Origin of the sequence: Nonomuraea sp. NPDC050540 (assembly GCF_044457485.1) — a bacterium.
GTDB lineage: Bacteria > Actinomycetota > Actinomycetes > Streptosporangiales > Streptosporangiaceae > Nonomuraea.
Window position 1 is genome coordinate 267,998 of record NZ_JBITHA010000006.1, and the last position, 18,230, is coordinate 286,227.

Here is an 18,230-nt window from a genome sequence, read left to right on the forward strand (position 1 = left end):
AACCGCATCGATCGGATGTACGGCTGCCGCGATCCGCATCACCAAAGCTTGGCTGGAAGACCGGCCCGGCGAGTGCCATCCCACAACAGGTAGTCGAACGTGACCGTAGGAGTCCTGGTGGCCCGCCGCCTGGGCCCGGCTCTCGCGGATGGGCGCAGAACCACAGGACAGTCTGCTTCGGCGGCAACACGCTCCACCTTGGTAGCCGTCGCAGCGGGGTCAGGTTGAGGTCAGCCGGCTCTGGCGGAGTCGAGGTGGCGGGTGTCACCGAGGTTCGCGACCTGGCGGTTGTGGAAGAAGTCGTCCTGGCGCAGTGTGGTGATGCTGCCGGAGGGCGCCCGGAAATCGGCGTAGCCGGCCGCCTCGATCGGCATCTTGATCCAGGCGGCGACGACGAAGGTCAGGGACCCACCGTGCGTCACGATGTTCGCAGGGGGCTCCGCACGATCTCGTCCATGGCCGCGTAGACGCGCTGTGCCCAAACCGCCTTGGTCTCGGCTCCCTGGACGCCCTCGTCATGGTCCAACCGCTCTCCGACGGCCGGCGGCGGGACGAATCGCTGGTCCAGCCATTGCTGTGGCCGTCCTCCCGCCTGGCCGTAGGACTTCTCCCGCAGTCTGCGATCCAGGAACGGGTTCACGCCGAACAGATCGGCGATCTTCTCGGCCGTTTGCCGGGTACGCCGCAGATCCGAGGAGAACAGCTCCACCTCGGCGCGCTCGGGGATCTGTGCCCGCAACGCTCGGGCGATCAAGGCCGCCGCGCTGAGCCCGGCTGGTGTCAGCTGCGCATCATGCCAGCCGCCGACGACCCTCTCGACGTGGTGGGTCGCCTCCGGATGGGTGACGGCTGGGGCGGTGGACCTGCCGCGCGGGCCACAGCCCGTCCTGAGGATCATTCCGCATGGTTGCGCCGGGGCACGAAGATCAGTGACATCAGCGCGCCCACCGTGATGAGCACGGTCGCCACCACGACCACTGCGCGAAAGCCTGAAAGCCAGGCGTCACGGGCGACATCCAGGACGACCTGCCCGGCGGTCCCGGGCAGCCGGTGGGCGACCGCCGCCGCCTCGGTGATCGACGTTCGCACGATGGCCTGATCGCTCGAAGCGAGGCCGGCGACCGGGCCGATGACGTTGCTGTAGATCGCCACGCCCACGGCGCCGAGGACGGCCACCCCGATGCCGCCGCCCAGTTCGTAGACGGTCGACTCGATCGAGCCCGCCTGACCCGCGTCATCCACCGAGACCGCGGAGAGCATCGCGTCGTTGGCCGCGACCATGGCCGCTTCGAGAGCCAGCCCCAGAACAACGAACGGGATCCACAGGAGCGCGTAGCTGGGCCGGGTGTCCAGCGCGAGCAACGGTGGGAGCGCGGCGGCGGACAGGCCGAACCCGGCCGCCAAAGTCATCCGGGTGCCGAGTCGTTGCAGCACAGGAGCTGCGATGAGCGAGCCGGCGAACGTCGCGGCCAGCAACGGGAGCAGCCGGAGACTCGCTTGCGAGGGGCTGAGGCCGAGCACGAGCTGCAGATACTGAGCGAAGTAGAGCTCGAGTCCCACCAGCGCGAAGACGACCAGGAGCACCCCGGCGGACGAGACGGCGAAGACCGGGCGAGTGAACAGCCGGATGTTGAGGAGGGGTTGGTCCCTGCGGAGTTGCCGCATGACGAACAGGATCAGCAGGATGGTGGCGGCGGTCAGGGACATGATCGACCACGCCGCGAGAAAGCCGTGCCGTACACCCTCCTTGATGCCGTACGCGAGGCCGAGCACACCGCCAGCCACGAGGAGCACGCTGAGCGTGTCCCACGGTGGGGGCGCGCTGTGGCGGCTCTCGGGCAGGAGGCGGACGGCGAACGGCAACACGACGGCCAGCACGGGCACGTTGATCAGGAACACCGCGCCCCACCAGAAATGCTCGACCAGGAACCCGCCCAGCAGCGGGCCCGCGGCCGCGCCGCCGGCCAGCAGCGCCGACCAGATGCCGATGGCCTGGGCCCGCTCCCGACGGTCGGGGAAGACCGCGCGGATGATGGCCATCGCGTTGGGCATGACCAGCGCGCCACCAAGCCCCTGGGCGGCGCGGGCGCCGATCAGCGCCGCCGGCGACCAGGCGTAGGCGGCGAGCGCCGAGGCCAGCGTGAACACCACCAGCCCGACGATGAGCATCCTCTTGCGCCCGAACCGGTCGCCCAAGGTGCTCGCCGCGACCAGGAGCGGCGCCACGACGAGAGGGTAGACGTCGATGATCCACAACAGCGATACCGGTGATGGCCGTAGCGCCTCGGCGATCCTGGGAGAGGCGATGTGCAGCACCGTTATGTCGATCACGATGATGAGCACGGCGGCCGACATGACCGCGAGCACCCACCACCGGTTGTGCGTGACGGCATCGGCGCGCTCATCGCGGGTTTCCGTCGACGTCATCGCACACCCACTCCACCCATGACCGTGGTGACGAACAGCCGCTTTACGGCGCGCCCGCCGACAAAGCCCGACCGCACGGCGTAGAAGAGCGCAAGCGCCTGCGCGCCGATCGAGTAGCCGATCCAGCCATCGGGAACATCCTTGCGGAAGCTCCCTTCAGCCTGCCCGCGAGCGGCGAAACGGGCGAAGCGCTCGTCCTGGGTCTCGGCCTCGGCGTGTAGGTCGGCCAGCGCGGTGATCGGCGGCTCGGCCCACAACAAGGTGAAGGCGACAGCCAGATCCAGTACCTCATCTCCCATCTTCTCCAGGACCGCCTCGACGGGGTCGTCGTCAAGGCCGATCCTGTCGTAGATCCGGGCCACCTCCGCGACAGCGAACCGTGCCACGTCGCGTTGCAGAATCTCGCGCGTCGGGAAGGCACGGTGCAAGGTCGTCCTCCCCACTCCAGCGCGCGCGGCCAGGTCGCCCAGAGGCACGCTCAGGTCATTCGCCAGGGCGGTGGCCACCTTTCGCAGCAACAGATCTCGTTCCATAGCGAACAAAATAGCACCTAATGAAAGTATTTAGCTCCAACTGGAACAGATTTGTTCCATCAGTCGGGCTCATGGCCACCTTGAGGTGCCTCAACGGGCACGGGGCATGTGCTCCACGTCGCAGCCGACGCGAGACGACATCGTGGTCAGGTACCGGGCGAATCGGAGGGCGGCACCACCCAGCGGATCAGTGGTGGTGCCCGCCGCCGGTCGGCACCGCGGCCATCGCCCCACTTGCCATTCGCGCGCCGGCCCGCTTTCCGGTCAGGTCGCTCATGCCACAGTCCGTCGATCGCGGGGTGGGCGCCATGCCGATGGCCCATCTGGTCACCGCGGCGACCAGACGGGCCCGACCACGTCCGGGACTCAGATCGGCACGGGTGCGGCATATCCGAGAAGACCTTCACGCACCTGCTTCTCGCAGTCCGCCCGTGCCGAGACGAAGTGGTCGCCGTTGGCCGCCACCCGGCACCGGTAGAGCGCGGTCCGGCCGTCCGACGGTGTGGTGGCGATGAAGCCGACAGGCCCCAGCGGCCGCAGGCCCTCGCATCCCGGTTCACGGCTCAGCAGGTTGTGCCCTCCGACCGCGCACTCGAACAGGGGCGCGGTGCCCAGCTCGGGACCGCGCCGCAGCAGCCAGGCGCCTTCGGCCGTGAACCCGGAGGGCAGCAGCCGGGTCGAGGCCCAGTGACCTCGGCCGGAGTGGAAGCCGCGCACCAGCTTGACGTCGGGCAGGGTCTCGAAGCCGCACGAAAGCCGCGGCGGCGAAAGATCCGCCCGGTTGGCCAACGCCCACACCGACCAGGCCGGCTTGGCCGAGCCGTCGGCGTTGCGCAGCCCGAGCGCCAGCCCGCCGGCGACCTCGTCGGGATGGTCTCGCATGCGGTGGTAGACGTAGTTGACGATGCCGGGAGTGCCCAGCACATTGCGGAAGGAGTCGCACACCGCGGCGGCCTGCCGTTCCGGAGAGGACGGCGCCAGGGAGTTGACGCCGCTCTCGGTGAGCTGGACCTCGGACCAGGCGGCCGGGTTACCGGGGAAGGTCGCGCGCAGCCAGCCGACCAGGGCACCCAGGTTGCCGTAGGTGACGAGAGGGTAGTCATCGGGGCCGAAAGCGGACCCGCGCAGGTTGGGCGGGTACGGGTGGAAGGCGACCCGCCAGGGCCTGCCGCCCGTCCGCGCCGCCAGGCCGCGCAGGACGGTCTGCCCGGACAGCACCGGCTCGGCCGCCGCCGGAGCGTCGAGTTCGGCGCCGAAACGGTGGTCGAGGGAGATCAGCGTCTTGGCCGCCGGTTGTTCGGCCGCGACACGGTCGTGGGCGGCGTTGTAGGACGCGGCGATCTCCTCCAGCCAGCGGCCCGCGTCGCACGGGACGCCCTGCCCGCAGCCGATGTCGAACCAGGTGCTGTGGTTGACCTCATTGTTGACGACGAAGTCGGCGACGCGGCCGTGACCACGCCGTCCGTCGTAACGCTGGGCGAGCATGCCGGCGAAGCGGCCGTAGTCGGCCGGGTCTCGGGGCGTGCAGAAGATCTCGAAGCCCGGGGCGGCGGGTGTGCACGGTTTGCCGGCTCGTGCCCAGGCCGGCGTCCCGTACACGATGGCCGTCACCACGAGGCCGCGCTCGCTCCACCCGCGGACCTCGGCGTCGACGTCGGCCGGCACGGTGAAACAGCGGCCGTCGTACTCCTGCTGTCCGGCCACGCATGGCGCGGCCTTCACCTCGGGCTCCCAATGCGCCCACACGAGGTTGAGCGCGACTCCGCCGGTGTTGTTGCCGGCGATCTCCTGCTTGTCGGGCCAGAAATCGGGCTGCACCGATTTGATCCGGTAGGCGTCGCGTTCCGGGTACGGCAGGGCCGGCGAGACCGGCGCCAGCAGGCTCATGAGGGCGACCAGCGCCAGGGCAGCCTTCACAGACTGCCTCGCGCGTATCCCAGCATCCCGTCGACCGCGTGTCCCTCGCAGTCCGGGCGGACGGAGATGAAATGGTCGCCGTTGTCGGCCACGTTGCAGCGGTACACGGCCACCGCTGCTCCGCTCGGCGGCGGATCCACCCACAGGTGCCCCAGCAGCCCGATCACCACCTTGCCTTCACAGTCAGGACGGACCGACACGAACTCCTCGGTGTCGTCCAGGCAGCTCAGCAGCGGCCGCGTGCCCGCCTCTTCGACGGCGGTGACGTAGCCGATGGTGGCCTCCAGCAGGTATCCGGGCGGCAGCGCGCCGGTGGAGGCACGATGGTCGGGGCCACGGGTGCTGCGCGCCAGCGGCAGGTAGGCGTGGATGTAGCCGAGCAGACCGTCCACACGGTGGCCTTCGCAGCCGGAGTCGCGGGAGTCGAAGTGCTCGCCGGTCGCCGCCACCACGCAGCGGTGCAGGGCGACGACGGGTGTGTCCGCGGGCTTCGCGGTCCAGACCCAGCCCATCGGGCCGATCGTCGTGTGACCTTCGCAACCGGGATCGCGTGAGGTGAACGCCTCGTCGCCGATACGGCAGCTGAACAACAGCGCCGTGCCGTCCACCTGGATCATGGAGATCAGTCCGAGCCCCTGCTCGGGAGAGTAGCCGGACGGCATTCCCTGGGCCGCGCTGCGATGCTCGCCCGGCTTGGACGTCTGCACGTAGCGAGTGAGGGAGGCGTAGGCGGCGAGGTACCCGAGCGGGCCGTCGACCCTCTGCCCCTCGCACTCGGGGCTGTGGGAGTCGAAGTGGTCACCGGTCCTGTTGTCCACGCAGCGGAACAACGCGGCCGAGGGTCGCCCGGCCGGCCTGTCGGTGTGGATCCAGCCGAGAACGCCGAGCCTGCCCTCACCCTCACAGTCCTCGCGCAGGGAGCTGAACTGGTCGGCCCCGGTCTGGCAGGAGTACAAGGGCCGGGTTCCAGGTACGTGGACGGGTGACAGATGTCCGAACGCGCCCACGAACCGGTAGCCGGGCGGCACGGAGCCCGAGCTGCTGCGTACCTCTCCGGTGGGCCCTCGATAGCGGGTGAGCTGGCCGTAGGCCGGACCTCTGTTGGAGATGGGGTCGGCGAGCACCTCGACCGAGTGCTGGTTCACCGGTACGGCACGGCCGCACTCCGGCGCGCCGGGACACCGATCGGAGACATCGGCCTGGCCGCCCACCATCAGGTAGACGGTGCCGTTGCCGGCGTCAGCGGCCTGCAGCAGGGTGCCCTCGACCGGCCGTTCCAGCATGTGGTCGCGGGCGTCCACGCTCCACGCCGTCACCCGTACGTAGTGGCCGCAGCCGACCGTGCAGTCGGCCAGCTGAAGGGGCGCGCCGCCGGCGAACTTGAACACGCGCAGCGTCTCGTCCTGGACGGTGGTGCCGTCCTTCGGCTGCGGAAGCATGTGGTCGAGCCTGACCACGCTGCCGGCCGAGATCGGCACCGGGTCGCCGCACTCGGCCGAGCAGTTGGCCAGCCGGATCGGGGCGCCGCCGGCGAACTTGAACACGTTGCCCGCCTCGTCGCGGGCGGTGGCGCCGTCGTGCGGGTGGGGGCGCATGTGTTCCAGCTCTCTGACGCTCCACGCGGTGATCGGGACCGGGTTGCCGCAGCCGACCGAACAGGTGGTGAGGTGGATGGGGGCGCCGCCGACGAACTTGAAGACGTTGCCCGCCTCGTCCTTCGCCGTCGCACCGTCACGCGGATGGGGCAGCATGTGCTCCAGGTTCGCCACACTCCACCCCGTGACCGGCACAGGATCACCACAGCCAACCGAACAACTCGACAGGCGGATCGGGGCGCCGCCGACGAACTTGAAGACGTTGCCCGCCTCGTCCTTCGCCGTCGCACCGTCACGCGGATGGGGCAGCATGTGCTCCAGGTTCGCCACACTCCACCCCGTGACCGGCACAGGATCACCACAACCGACCGAACAACTCGACAGGTGAATCGGGGCGCCACCCACGAACTTGAAGACGTTGCCCGCCTCGTCCTTCGCCGTCGCGCCGTCACGCGGCTGAGCCTCCATGTGGTCGAGGTTCGCCACACTCCACCCCGTGATCGGCACAGGGCGTCCGCAGCCGACCGAGCAACTCGACAGGTGAACCGGCGCCCCACCCACGAACTTGAACACATGGCCGGCTTCGTCGCGGGCGGTCGCGCCGTCCACCGGGCGTTGACGCAGATGGTTGCCTGGATGCTCAAGCTGAAGCGTACCGGCCGGAACGGGCACCGGGCTGCCGCAGCCGGGCGCGCAGCTGGACAGGTGGATGGGCGCGCCACCGACGAACTTGAAGATGTTGCCGCCTTCGTCCCTGACGCTCGCGCCATCGCGCGGGTACGGCCGGGCCGCGTCGACGATCCGCTGCGTCACCTTGACATGCCTGCCCGGGCACAGCCCGTTGGCACACGTCGTCATCCACAGCGGCGCACCCCCGGCCATCTTGTAGACGCGCCCGGTGTCACATGTCGCCAGGACGGTGCCGTCGGCCAGGTTGCCGACCGAGGGCAACTCGGGGCAGGGCGTCTCCACCGGCGGCTGCTCCCCCGGAGGGGGATCGTCCGGCGGCGGCGGGTCGTTCGGCGGGAACGTCGGCGGCACACCGGTGATCTCCCGGCACACCCGCGCCGTCGGGTCCGTGGGGGACGGCCCCTGCATGCCGCCGGCCACCCACTTCTCCGCTTCTCTGAGCATGTACTGCAGGTCGGTGTACGTGGCCCTGCCGCAGTAGGTGCCGGGCCCGGTGAACCGCATCCGGACTGTCCTGGCGCACGGGTTTCCGGCGAGATCCTTGTCGGTCATGCACACCGGGGTGCTGACCATGTCACCCCCGCGGTAGGGGTCGCTGCCGGCCTTCCATATCGCCACCGTCAGTGTCCCGTCGCCCAGGCACATCGGGCCGGTGCGCTTCCGGCACTTCCACGGGCCGGCCAGCTCACCTATGCAACCGAGGAAGCGGCCACTGACATAGATGGTGCCGTCGGCACCGACCTGTGAGCCCATGCTCGCGGTGATTCTGCACTCACCGGTGTAGGACTTGCCGCCGAGTGGCCAGGAGAACGAGGTGTTACCCGGATCGGCACGAGCCGGCTCAGCCCTGCCGACCTGCCAGGTCACCAGGAACGCGGCCATCATTACCCACGCCACGGCAAGAACCCCGAACCTTCGTAAACGAACCCGTATAGCCATGAATCCTCCTGTTGATGACACGCGCTGCGACGAACCTCGCGTTCGCCGACAGGGGGACAGCCACCACGGCAGCCACCGGCTGCCCGCCGAATCAGGCGCTCACCGAGCCGAAACCCGAACGCGAGCGGCCATCTTTTATGAACGAATGTCCAATATCCTAGTGAGCGTCTGTTCACAACAGCTCGTGAACGGGGCCCACTCCCTCGTGATCCAGGGTTGCCCGAGCATCCGCGGGCCGTCGAGTGGCCACCACCGCGTCAGCACCCGGGCGACGCGGCCATGCACGATCTACGACTCTTGCTACAACGATAAGAGTATGTTCACACTTTTATTTTCCCGGCCAGGGCCACTTCGTGGTCAGCTTCAGCCATGATGACCTCGCTGGAACGCCGGTCTTCGACCTCTTCCCGTTCGCGGTCGGCCCGACCATCGAGAACCGGGAGGCAAGCCGCCGGTCACGACACCACAAGACGCGAAGAACCGGCGCGACGTTCTGCTGGGGCAGGTCGAAGAGGCCAGCGCCTTCGCCCTGAAGGAAGGCGCCCCCATCGAGGACCTTCGCGCCGCGGCCGACCCCTTGTTCAGCTCGTACGTGGCCATGGGTCCCGCGATGCCGGACCCCACGACCGCAACTTCGCTCGCCACACCGACCCCCTGGCTATCGATCGATAACCGTCACGAGCGGAAGGTTATCAATTGATAATCTTCCGGGCAACCGGAGGAGGATCGCGGCAATCCGTGCGCCAGCCGCAGGGCACGGAGTCGTCTCCCGTCGTGTATACCTTTGGCGGTGTCGCACGCCCGACTTGCCGGGGACCATGGGGAGGATGTCGCACCAAGAGACGGATCCACGTGATCAACCGGCCCCTTTCGGCACCATCGTCGTGCTGACCACGCTGTCAGCCATCGTCGTGATGGCGATCGAGCGCCTGCTGGCGACACCCGTGAGCATGAAATGGCTGCTCGTGGGGCCGATGGCGCTCGTGGTCTACGAGGTGGTGATCCACGACGTCTGGTGGAGGCGATGGTGGGGCGCCGTCCCCGGAGCGTTGGCGGGACTGGCGATCTACTTCGAGGGGCGCGAGATGGTCACCGTCGTCGTGGGGCCGTCGTGGGCCCACGACGTGGCGTATGTCGTGGCCTGGTCCGCCTTCGCGGCGATCTTCGCGGCGGCCAGCCGGGCCGCCGTCCTGGACGGGGATCGAGCACCTCGCAACAGTGGTGAGGACCAAGAGCCCGGACCTGCATGACCTCGCGGAGCTCGAACAGCCAGAGCGAGGACACCGACGAACCGGCGGCATCCTCGATCGCGCCGTCCGCCGAGCCCACGACTTGCGGGTTCGCAGACTGCTACACCGACGGTGCAGGTTGGGCGAAAAGGCGCCGGGCGATCCTTCACAGCGCGCGAGGGATCCTGTGGGGATCGAGCAGGCGGCGTCGATGTTCCGAGAACGGGGTTCGACAATAATAAAAATATAGTGATACGATTTCGTGCATGCCGAGAGTCGCCGACCACGCAGAGCGCCGCCGCCAGGTGGTGGAGGCCACGCTCCGGGTGATGGCGGCCCGGGGAGTGGAAGGGCCCACGATGGCCGAGGTCGCCGCGGAGGCGGGGGTCTCCGTGGGGCTGGTGCAGCGCTACTTCCCGACCAAGGACGAGATGCTGCTGCTGACCTTCGAGTTCCTCGGCGCCCGGCTGATGGTGCGGATCAAGACGGCGTGGCAGGCCGGTCACTCGGTCAGGGAACGCCTGCGCCGGTGCCTGCTGGAGTTGCTCCCGCTGGACGACGAGCGGATCGCGGAGATCAAGATTTACCAGGTGTTCTGCGGCAGGGCGATGAGCAATCCCGCGCTGCGACGAGTGCAGGTGACGCTGCACGCCACCGCACGGGCCGACCTCGGGGCGGCCATCGCGCGGGCGCAGGACGAGGGGGAGATCCCGGGCGAGCTGAATCCGGGCGAGGAGGCGGCGTTGTTGTGGGCATTGGTCGATGGACTCGCGGCGCACGGTTGTGCCGATCCAGCCGGAATGCCGCCGGCCATGGCCGAGCGTCTGGTCGACCGGCAACTGGACCGGCTGTTCAGCTGAGGCGCGGCATGTCCTCATGACTTGTTTTTGAACAAGAGTTCAGCAAAGAGTGAAGATGCTCGGGAGGGCCGCTTCGTCTTCCCGCGCACCGTCGTCGAGGGCGGCCTGGCCGCCCAGCTGAACGGCGGGCACCCTGGTCCGACTGTGAAGCCGAGCAGCGCCAACAGCACGGTCAACCGTGACCGATTCGGCGTCACTGACGGGCCTGCGGTCTCTCGGGGACCAAGGCAGGAGAAACGATCAAACCGAAGGAGCACGACCATGAAACTGAACGGTGTCTACGTAGGTCTCCCGGCCGTCGATCTGGCGGTCTCACAGCAGTGGTACGAGCGGGTCACCGGCCTGACGGGGGACGCGGAGTCGGCCCCCGACATGGTCGTCTTCGAGGTCTCCGGAGACAACGGGTTCGAGCTCGAGCGCGTCGAAGTCGTCCCGGCCGGGCTCGGCTGGGGTCTCCGGCTCGTGGTCGAGGACGTGGAGCGCGAGCGCGCGAGCCTGGTCGAGAACGGTTTCACGCCCAGTGCGATCGAATCCGTCCCCGGCCTCGTGGCCTTCTGCCACCTGCACGACCCTGACGGCAACCTGGTCACCGTGGTCCAGGAGCTGAGTTAGGTCCTTGTCTCAAAGCCGGTCAACGCGTGTCGCATCCGGATGGACGAAGAGGTCTCCGGTACAGGGTTCGCCGACGAAGGAGAACCTGAACATCGGAGACCTCATGGCCGCCTCAACGGTGACGCGGCGGTGCAGGCCCTGGCCGATGCTGCAGGCCTGATCCCTGCGTCACTTCCAGCGCTTTGCGCAGTTCTGCGGTCTCGTGGCGCCGAGCGGCTCGTTCTTCCTCCAGCGTGCGAGCCAGCGCCCTCAGCGCCGATGACGGGGCAGCGGGTTCGGCATCCTTACCGCGGGGTCCGCCATACCGCGCGACGTCGATCGTTGCCGTTCGATCCGCGCACGTGGTTCCGGGTGACGGCAGAGGGAGTCCGTGCTCACCCCAGCAGCTGTGGCGACGGCGGTGAAGCTGACCGGGCAGGGGCGACGCGGCCATGCGGCGTCGCCCCTGCCCGGTCGCCCTGCGAGCTCACTCGCGCCGCGGTCCTCCCGCGTTCAGGGCGGTCATGAAACGCGTGAGGAGCGGGCCCATGTCCCCGGCTCGCCAGACCAGGTGCAAGGTGGTGGCGGTACCCGCGAGTCGTCGAGCCGTCACGCCGTCCCGGTGCAGCACTCGATAGGAGTCGGCCATCACGGCCGCGCCGAACCCGGCGGCGACCAGCGCGAGGATCGTCTGGACGGTCCGGCCCCGTGCGCCGACGCGCGGAACGATCCCGGCGTGGTGGCACAACGAGGTGATCTCGTCGTGCGCGTGGGGCGCGGATTCGCGTGGCCACAGCACCAGGGGGATCTCGCTGAGTACGGACACCGGTGCCGGTTCACGGGTCGTGGCCAGGGCGTGGCCGGCCGGCAGGAAGAGGGTCAACGGCTCTCGCGCCCAGACTCGTGTGGCGAGACGGGCGTCGCGGACCGGCAGCCGCTGCACGGCCACGTCGAGGCTTCCGTCCAGGATGCCGGCCGACATCTCGGCGTCGTCGAACAGCTCCACCAGGGACAGGTCGACGTCGGGAAGTTCCGCTCGCAGCCGGCCGAGGGCGCCTCCCAGCGCGCCGTTGATGCCCGATCCGGCGAACCCGACCGTCACCCGGCCGGTCTTGCCTTCGGCGGCCAGCCGTACGTCGTGCAGGGCGGCTTCTGCTTCGGCCAGCATGCGCACGGCTCGCCGGAGCAGCGCCGCGCCGGCCGCGGTGGGCGCGAGGCCTCGGCCGGTGCGGACGAACAGCTCAGTATCCAAGCGTCGTTCCAGGTCACGCAGTTGCCGGCTCAGGGTCGGCTGGGTCAGCCGCAGGCGGCGAGCGGCTCCGCTGATGGATCCCTCTTCGGCGATCACCACCAGGTAGCCCATCACCCGCACATCCATCCATGCCTCCACAGCATGGATGGTATATCGATCGATGCCTTGCAGTAGGCGGGTTGGGGTCCTCAGGGGAAGAATGAAGCCGTCCCGCTGTTCTGAAACGCCGGAGTCGTCGTGAAACACCTTGGAGTTCTCGCTCACAGCACGGGAGGAGCCGCCCTTTGCTTCCTCACCTTCTGCGAGGAGGGATTTCGCCGTACCGGTCGCAACGAGCATCCCGACGTCACCCTGGACTACGTCGCCTTCGGGTACAGCATGCCCGCCTGGGAGAGCGGAGATCACGCGACCGTCCGGGCCACCCTGGCCACCAGCGCGCGGCGGCTCGCCCGGGCCGACGCCGACTTCTTCGCCTGCCCGGACAACACCGCCCACATGGCTCTGGAGGTGCCGGGACCGGACCTCCCGCTGCCGGGTCTCCACATCGCCGAGGTCGTCGCGGACCAGGCCGTGGCCGAAGGGCGTACCCGCGTCGGCGTGCTGGGCACCAAGTACACGATGGACGGCCCGATGTACCCGCGGGCGCTCGCCTCCCGTGGGATCGCCGCGGAGCTGCCGGACGCCGACGACCGCGACCTCGTCAACGAGGTGATCTTCAAGGAGCTGGTGAACGGTGTGATCAGCGACGCGTCGCGCCAGCAGTACCTCCGCGTCATCGAACGGCTGGCCGGCCGGGGCTGTGACGCGGTCGCGCTCGTCTGCACCGAGATCCCGTTGCTGATCACGCCCGATGTTTCTTGCCTGCCGACATTGGATTCGACCCGTCTGCTGGCCCGTGCGGCCTACGACGTCGCCGTTGGGGAGCGTGCGATGCCCGATTGGCGCGGTGGCCCTCGATGAGCCCGGGACGCCGCGCGACCCTCTCACACCCCGAACGGCGCCTCGAGGCGCTGGGGCTGAGGTTGCCGGAGGTCGTCCCTCCGGTCGCGGCCTACGTGCCCGCCGTACGCAGCGGTGACCACGTCCACGTCTCGGGCCAGGTGCCGCTGCGGGAGGGGCGGCTGATCGCGACCGGCCGGCTCGGTGACACCGTCAGCGTGGAAGTCGCCTACGAGTGCGCGTGTCAGTGCGCGCTGAACGCGCTGGCGGCGCTGAAGGCGGAGATCGGCGATCTGGCGGCGGTGGCGCGCGTGGTCAAGGCCCTGGTGTTCGTCGCGTCGACGCCCGATTTCACCCGGCTCCCACAGGTCGGCGATGGGGCGTCGGACCTGCTCCGCGAACTCTTCGGCGACGCCGGACGGCATGCCCGCTCAGCGGTCGGGGTGTCGTCGCTGCCGCTGAACTCACCCGTCGAACTGGAACTTCTGATCGAGATTCGCCGACCGGCACGCGGCTGAGCCCGCGAATCCCTGGAACCCCCGGCCGCCGGCCCGTGGGGACGGCAACACCTTTCGTCACAAGGAGCGCGTACGCATGCCCGTGAAAGTCCCGGCGGCGATCGTCGGTTCAGGCAACATCGGAACGGACTTGCTCTACAAGTTGCGCCGATCCGAACTCGTCGATCCTCGTTTCATGATCGGAATTGACCCTGGCAGCGAGGGCCTGCGGCGGGCGAGGGACCTCGGTGTCGAGGTGTCGGCGGAGGGCGTCGACTGGCTGCTCAGCCGATCGGACCGGCCCCCGCTGGTCTTCGAGGCGACCTCGGCGAAGGTACACGCCGCGGCCGCGCCACGCTACGCCGCCGCGGGGATCACCGCGATCGACCTGACACCCGCGTCGGTCGGCCCCTGGGTCGTCCCCGCCGTCAACCTCGACGAGCACCTGCGGGCGCCGAACCTCAACATGGTCAGCTGCGCGGGGCAGGCCACCATCCCCCTCCTGTACGCGATCGACCAGGTCGCCGACGTCTCGTACGGCGAGATCGTCGCCACCATCGCGAGCGCGGGCGCGGGTCCGGGCACTCGGCGGAATCTCAGCGAGTTCAGCGAGAAGACCGGACAGGCCCTGACCGCCGTCGCCGGGGTCGACGAGGCCAAGGCGTTCTCGCTGATCAATCCTGCCGAGCCGCCCATGGTCATGCGCGACACCGTGTACGCGAGGGTTCGCCGGACTGACGCGGAGCGAATCGAGCAGGCCGTACGAGACATCGTCGCCGAAGTCCGACGGTACGTGCCGGGTTACCGGCTGCGATTCTTGGAGGTCGACGGCAACCTGGTCACCGTCATGGTGCAGGTGGAGGGCGCCGGCGATTTCTTGCCCGCCTACGCGGGCAATCTCGACATCATCACCGCCGCCGCGACCGCCGTCGCCGAACGGATCGCGGAGAAGACCCTGGGAGCCGTGCGATGATCACTCTCGTGGACACGAGCCTGCGCGACGGCATGAGCAGCGTCTCGCACACGTTCACACCGGAACAGGTCGGCGCGGTGGCCGGTGGCCTCGACCGGGCCGGTGTCCGGGTCATCGAGGTCGCCCACGGCATCGGCATCGGCGCCTCCTCCATCCAGTACGGCTTCGCCGCCGCGACGGACGTCGAGTACGTACAGGCCGCCGTCGCCGCGGTGGACAGGGCGGACATCGCCGTGTTGTACGTCCCGGGGATCTCGACGCTCGCGGCCTTGGACGCCGTCCGCGACGCCGGGGCGACCACCGTACGGGTCGCCACGCACTGCACCGAGGCCGACTGCGCCGAGCAGCCGATCCGCCACGCCCGCGAGCGCGGCATGCGCGTCATGAGCTTCCTGATGATGAGCCACAAGCTCGAACCGGCGGCACTCGCCGAGCAGGCTGCCAAGCTGGACTCCTACGGCGCGCAGGTGATCTACGTGGTCGACTCCGCCGGGGCGCTCGTGCCCGGTTCCGCCGGAGCCCGCGTCGCCGCGCTGCGCGACGCGGTCCACGCGGACATCGGCTTCCACGCCCACAACAACCTGGGCGTGGGCATCGGCAACGCGCTCGCCGCGGTCGAGAACGGCGCGACCTACGTCGACGGTTCGCTCCGAGGTCTGGGAGCCAGCGCCGGCAACGCCCAGACGGAGGCTCTCGCGGCGGCGCTGGAACGTTCCGGTCACCACCCAGGAGTCGACGTCCTCGCCCTGATCGAGGTCGCCGAACACGTCCTCGCGCCGTTGATGACCGAACCGCAGATCATCGACGAGACCGCGCTCCTGCTCGGCTACACCGGTCTCTACTCCACCTTTTTCCACCCGGCGAAGCGCGCCGCGGACAAGTACGGCGTACCAGTGCGCACGCTTCTCCTGGAACTGGGGCGACGCGAGGTCATCGGAGGCCAGGAGGACATGATCATCGACGTGGCGGCGGAACTGTCGGGCCGAGCGCGAGGCGCGTGAACGATGAAGCCTTCTGAGGTCCGGGAGGCGGCGGCCGCGCTGCTTCACGCCTACCGGTCGGGCATACCGATTCCTCCCCTGAGCACCACCTATCCCGGCGCGACCGTCTCCGACGCCTACCGGATCCAGCAGGAGCAGGTGCGGTCCTGGACCGAGGCCGGAGACCAGGTCCGCGGCCACAAGATCGGCCTCGTCTCGGCCGCCATCCAGCGGCAGATGGGCGTCCACGAGCCTGACTACGGCCATCTGACCGCGAGCATGTTCCACGCCGAGCACCGGCCGATCCCCTACCGCGGGTTCACCCAGCCTCGGATCGAGCCGGAGATCGCCTTCGTCCTGGGCGCTCCTCTCCGGGGACCCGGCGTGACCGCCGACGACGCCATCAGGTCGGTGCGATACCTGCTGCCGGCGCTGGAAATCGTCGACTCCCGGATCCAGGACTGGAAGATCTCGATCGTCGACACGATCGCCGACAACGCATCGTCCGGGGCGGCGATCCTCGGGAGCAGGCCGATCGATCCCGCGGACGTCGACCTGCGATCCGCGACCTGCGCGCTGATCAGGAACGGCATGATCACCGAAACCGGCAGGGGGACGGCGGTCCTCGGTTCTCCGTTCAACGCACTGGCCTGGCTGGCGAACGCCATCGGTGCGCTGGGGGTGTCGCTGGAGCCGGGCCAGGTGGTGCTGTCCGGCTCCATGACCAGGGCCATCACGATCGCGCCGGGCGACAGCGTCACCGCGGACTTCCCCGGGATCGGCCGGGTCACGGCGACCCTGTCCTGACCTACGACGCAGGTCGTGGGATTGTCCACCCAGGAACCGGCGGGGTGAGCTTCCCGCCGTTCTCCGGACACATGATGTGAGGCCACCCCTGATCATCAGCGGGGAGGCCTCGATGGCCAGTCCAACCAGCGCGCGAACGAACTCCGGCGTCCTCAACCGACGGCCCATGCATGGCCGCAGGGCGAGTCGGGATCACGCCTGCGGTGGTGACCAGCCGTACTTGCGGATCAGGTCCTCGTCGAGCAGCTGCATCTTCCCGCCGCCCAAGGACCAGTCCTCCCGCCCGGTCTCCTGCAGCAGGATCAGCACATCCTCCGGTCGCACGCCGGCTTCGGACAGGTTGGCCACGATCGTCTGGTAGAGCGCGAGTTTCATGTCGCGTGTCCGCCCGCGGGTGAGCGTGATCTCCACCATCACCGGATCACGCCGATCACCGTCGAGGAAGTGGCGGTCTACGTGGAAGGCGGTGGCCGGTTGCGCGTCGACGATCTGGAACCGATCGTCCGGGGGAACACCGAGGGCGCTGACCAGCGCGCTGCGCACCCCTTCGGCGACGGCTGCGCGCATCGGTTCGGGACGGTCCGTACTCAACGTGATCCGGACGAACGGCATGGGGACCCCTTCGGTGGCAACATCGCCGATTGTCGTGACGTCTTCAGTGTCAGGTAGCGATCCGGCGGAGCGTTAATCAAGACCCGTGGATGAAGAACCCCGCCTCGGCCACGCCAACGACCGCCCCCTGCGCCTGGACACCGACCCGCCCGGCGGGGAGACGACCGCTGACAGGCCCGAATCCCGGACAGCCCGTCACCGTCACGGTCACTTCGCGGCGCACGTGCGATGGACGCCCGCTCGGGCGCCGGTTCAAACCCTTCTCCTTGAGGATCTCCCAGACCGTCGAGGAGTCCGGCCGGACAAGCGGCACGTATGCCTCGACGCTGTCGATCGGCCGTCCGATGCCGCTGTCACCGCACCCACGGGGTGACCGCTTTCCACGGCCGCTACACCTGTCGTCATGGCCGTCCCTATCATCTCGTCATGGTGTCGAATGCGCTGCCGCGGCTCAGCCGGCGGGCGGTGCTGGTGGCCGCCGGCGGGCTGCTGGCCGGGTGCGCCGCGGGCCCGGAGAGCGACGAGGTACGGCTGCGCCTGGCGACGGGCCCGGCGGGGGCGGTGTACCGGCGGATCGGCGGCGCGCTGGCCGAGCACGTCTCGCGGCAGGTGCCGGGCGTGACGATGAGCACGGTGCCGAGCGGCGCGTCCACCGACAACATCCGGATGTTGCGCGCCGGGGAGGTCCACCTCGGGTTGTCCAGCCTCGACGCGCTCATCACCGCCGACGGCGGCGCGCCCTCGGGGCTGTCCGCGCTCTGCCGGCTCTATGACAGCCATCTGCATCTCGTGGTCATGGCCGGATCGCCGATCGGGGCGCTGCGCGACCTCGTGGGCAGGCGGGTCTCCCTGGGCGCGCGTGACTCGGGCACGGAGTTCACCTCGCGGCGGGTGCTGGAGCTGAGCCGGGTCGCGGCGCAGGCGCGGCTCCTGAGCCAGGCGGAGTCGGCCGCGGCCCTGCGGGACGGGGCGATCGACGCGATGTTCTCGCTGACCGGGGTCCCGACTCCGGCGATCACGGAGCTGGCGCTGCGGCACCGGGTGCGGCTGATCCCGCTCGACTCGCAGGTGGACGCGCTCTTCACCGCCTATCCCGGCCCCTACAGCCCGGGGACGATCCCGGCGACCGCCTACGCGGGGGTTCCGGCGACGCCCGCCGTGGCCGTGCCGAACGTGTTGCTCGTGCGCGACGACGTGGCCGCCGATCTGGTGTACGCCATCGCCGACACGATCTTCACGCACACCCGGGCGATCACCGGGGGCGGGGACTCCGGTCCCGAGGCGGTGCCGGAGGCGTGGCACATCAATGTGCGTACCGGCATCTCCACCGGCCCGGTGCCCCTGCACCCGGGCGCGGCCGCGTGGTTCCGCGACCGCAAGCACTGACCG

General features: G+C 69.3%; 17 protein-coding genes. 9 read left to right on the forward strand and 8 right to left on the reverse strand.

Features of this window, described 5'->3' with window-relative positions:
* Positions 1-230: 230 nt before the first annotated feature.
* The 6 genes from ACIBI5_RS22375 to ACIBI5_RS22400 all read right to left on the reverse strand — a co-directional run bounded on the left by ACIBI5_RS22375 (position 231) and on the right by ACIBI5_RS22400 (position 8,059).
* Entirely contained in the window at positions 231-422 is a 192-nt protein-coding gene (locus ACIBI5_RS22375; RefSeq protein WP_397249627.1) for a hypothetical protein, read from the reverse strand.
* A complete protein-coding gene (locus tag ACIBI5_RS22380; RefSeq protein ID WP_397249629.1) occupies positions 419-898 on the reverse strand; it encodes a histidine phosphatase family protein in 480 nt (159 codons plus the stop codon). The genes ACIBI5_RS22375 and ACIBI5_RS22380 overlap by 4 nt, the downstream gene beginning before the upstream one ends.
* On the reverse strand, positions 895-2,427 hold the full coding sequence (locus tag ACIBI5_RS22385; protein ID WP_397249631.1) for an MFS transporter: 1,533 nt from the start codon (positions 2,425-2,427) through the stop codon (positions 895-897). Before ACIBI5_RS22385 ends, ACIBI5_RS22380 begins: the two co-directional genes overlap by 4 nt.
* Positions 2,424-2,960, reverse strand: a complete 537-nt coding sequence (locus tag ACIBI5_RS22390; RefSeq protein ID WP_397249633.1) for a TetR/AcrR family transcriptional regulator — start codon at positions 2,958-2,960, stop codon at positions 2,424-2,426. The genes ACIBI5_RS22385 and ACIBI5_RS22390 overlap by 4 nt, the downstream gene beginning before the upstream one ends.
* A gap of 366 nt (positions 2,961-3,326) precedes the next feature.
* Complete coding sequence (locus ACIBI5_RS22395) at positions 3,327-4,877, reverse strand: DUF5722 domain-containing protein (protein ID WP_397249635.1); 1,551 nt, start codon at positions 4,875-4,877, stop codon at positions 3,327-3,329.
* A complete protein-coding gene (locus tag ACIBI5_RS22400) occupies positions 4,874-8,059 on the reverse strand; it encodes a hypothetical protein (RefSeq protein ID WP_397249637.1) in 3,186 nt (1,061 codons plus the stop codon). The genes ACIBI5_RS22395 and ACIBI5_RS22400 overlap by 4 nt, the downstream gene beginning before the upstream one ends.
* Before the next feature lie 869 nt (positions 8,060-8,928).
* On the opposite strand from ACIBI5_RS22400, the gene ACIBI5_RS22405 reads away from it, so the two are divergent.
* From ACIBI5_RS22405 to ACIBI5_RS22415, 3 genes are all read left to right on the forward strand, one after another.
* A complete protein-coding gene (locus tag ACIBI5_RS22405; protein ID WP_397249639.1) occupies positions 8,929-9,351 on the forward strand; it encodes a hypothetical protein in 423 nt (140 codons plus the stop codon).
* A gap of 245 nt (positions 9,352-9,596) precedes the next feature.
* On the forward strand, positions 9,597-10,190 hold the full coding sequence (locus tag ACIBI5_RS22410) for a TetR/AcrR family transcriptional regulator (RefSeq protein ID WP_397249641.1): 594 nt from the start codon (positions 9,597-9,599) through the stop codon (positions 10,188-10,190).
* 261 nt (positions 10,191-10,451) lie between these two features.
* Complete coding sequence (locus ACIBI5_RS22415) at positions 10,452-10,802, forward strand: VOC family protein (RefSeq protein ID WP_397249643.1); 351 nt, start codon at positions 10,452-10,454, stop codon at positions 10,800-10,802.
* 466 nt (positions 10,803-11,268) lie between these two features.
* Here ACIBI5_RS22415 and ACIBI5_RS22420 read toward each other — a convergent pair whose 3' ends face one another.
* Positions 11,269-12,171 (reverse strand): LysR family transcriptional regulator, encoded by a 903-nt coding sequence (locus tag ACIBI5_RS22420; protein WP_397249645.1) that lies wholly within the window; start codon positions 12,169-12,171, stop codon positions 11,269-11,271.
* A 99-nt stretch (positions 12,172-12,270) separates the two neighbouring features.
* On the opposite strand from ACIBI5_RS22420, the gene ACIBI5_RS22425 reads away from it, so the two are divergent.
* The 5 genes from ACIBI5_RS22425 to ACIBI5_RS22445 all read left to right on the forward strand — a co-directional run bounded on the left by ACIBI5_RS22425 (position 12,271) and on the right by ACIBI5_RS22445 (position 16,229).
* Complete coding sequence (locus tag ACIBI5_RS22425) at positions 12,271-12,993, forward strand: aspartate/glutamate racemase family protein (RefSeq protein WP_397249647.1); 723 nt, start codon at positions 12,271-12,273, stop codon at positions 12,991-12,993.
* On the forward strand, positions 12,990-13,490 hold the full coding sequence (locus ACIBI5_RS22430; RefSeq protein ID WP_397249649.1) for a RidA family protein: 501 nt from the start codon (positions 12,990-12,992) through the stop codon (positions 13,488-13,490). The genes ACIBI5_RS22425 and ACIBI5_RS22430 overlap by 4 nt, the downstream gene beginning before the upstream one ends.
* A 76-nt stretch (positions 13,491-13,566) precedes the next feature.
* Entirely contained in the window at positions 13,567-14,442 is an 876-nt protein-coding gene (locus tag ACIBI5_RS22435; RefSeq protein ID WP_397249651.1) for an acetaldehyde dehydrogenase (acetylating), read from the forward strand.
* The gene (gene dmpG / locus ACIBI5_RS22440) at positions 14,439-15,443 is read left to right on the forward strand and encodes a 4-hydroxy-2-oxovalerate aldolase (protein WP_397249653.1); all 1,005 of its coding nucleotides are present in this window, start codon (positions 14,439-14,441) and stop codon (positions 15,441-15,443) included. The genes ACIBI5_RS22435 and dmpG overlap by 4 nt, the downstream gene beginning before the upstream one ends.
* 3 nt (positions 15,444-15,446) lie before the next feature.
* Positions 15,447-16,229 carry a 2-keto-4-pentenoate hydratase gene (locus ACIBI5_RS22445; RefSeq protein WP_397249655.1) on the forward strand — a complete coding sequence of 261 codons (783 nt, stop codon included), beginning with the start codon at positions 15,447-15,449 and terminating at the stop codon, positions 16,227-16,229.
* Positions 16,230-16,421: 192 nt separating this feature from the next.
* On the opposite strand, the gene ACIBI5_RS22450 is transcribed toward ACIBI5_RS22445, so the two are convergent.
* Entirely contained in the window at positions 16,422-16,841 is a 420-nt protein-coding gene (locus tag ACIBI5_RS22450; RefSeq protein WP_397249657.1) for a tautomerase family protein, read from the reverse strand.
* 426 nt (positions 16,842-17,267) lie between these two features.
* Here ACIBI5_RS22450 and ACIBI5_RS22455 point away from each other — a divergent pair, with 426 nt between their 5' ends.
* A complete protein-coding gene (locus ACIBI5_RS22455) occupies positions 17,268-18,227 on the forward strand; it encodes a TAXI family TRAP transporter solute-binding subunit (RefSeq protein WP_397249659.1) in 960 nt (319 codons plus the stop codon).
* Positions 18,228-18,230: the final 3 nt, after the last annotated feature.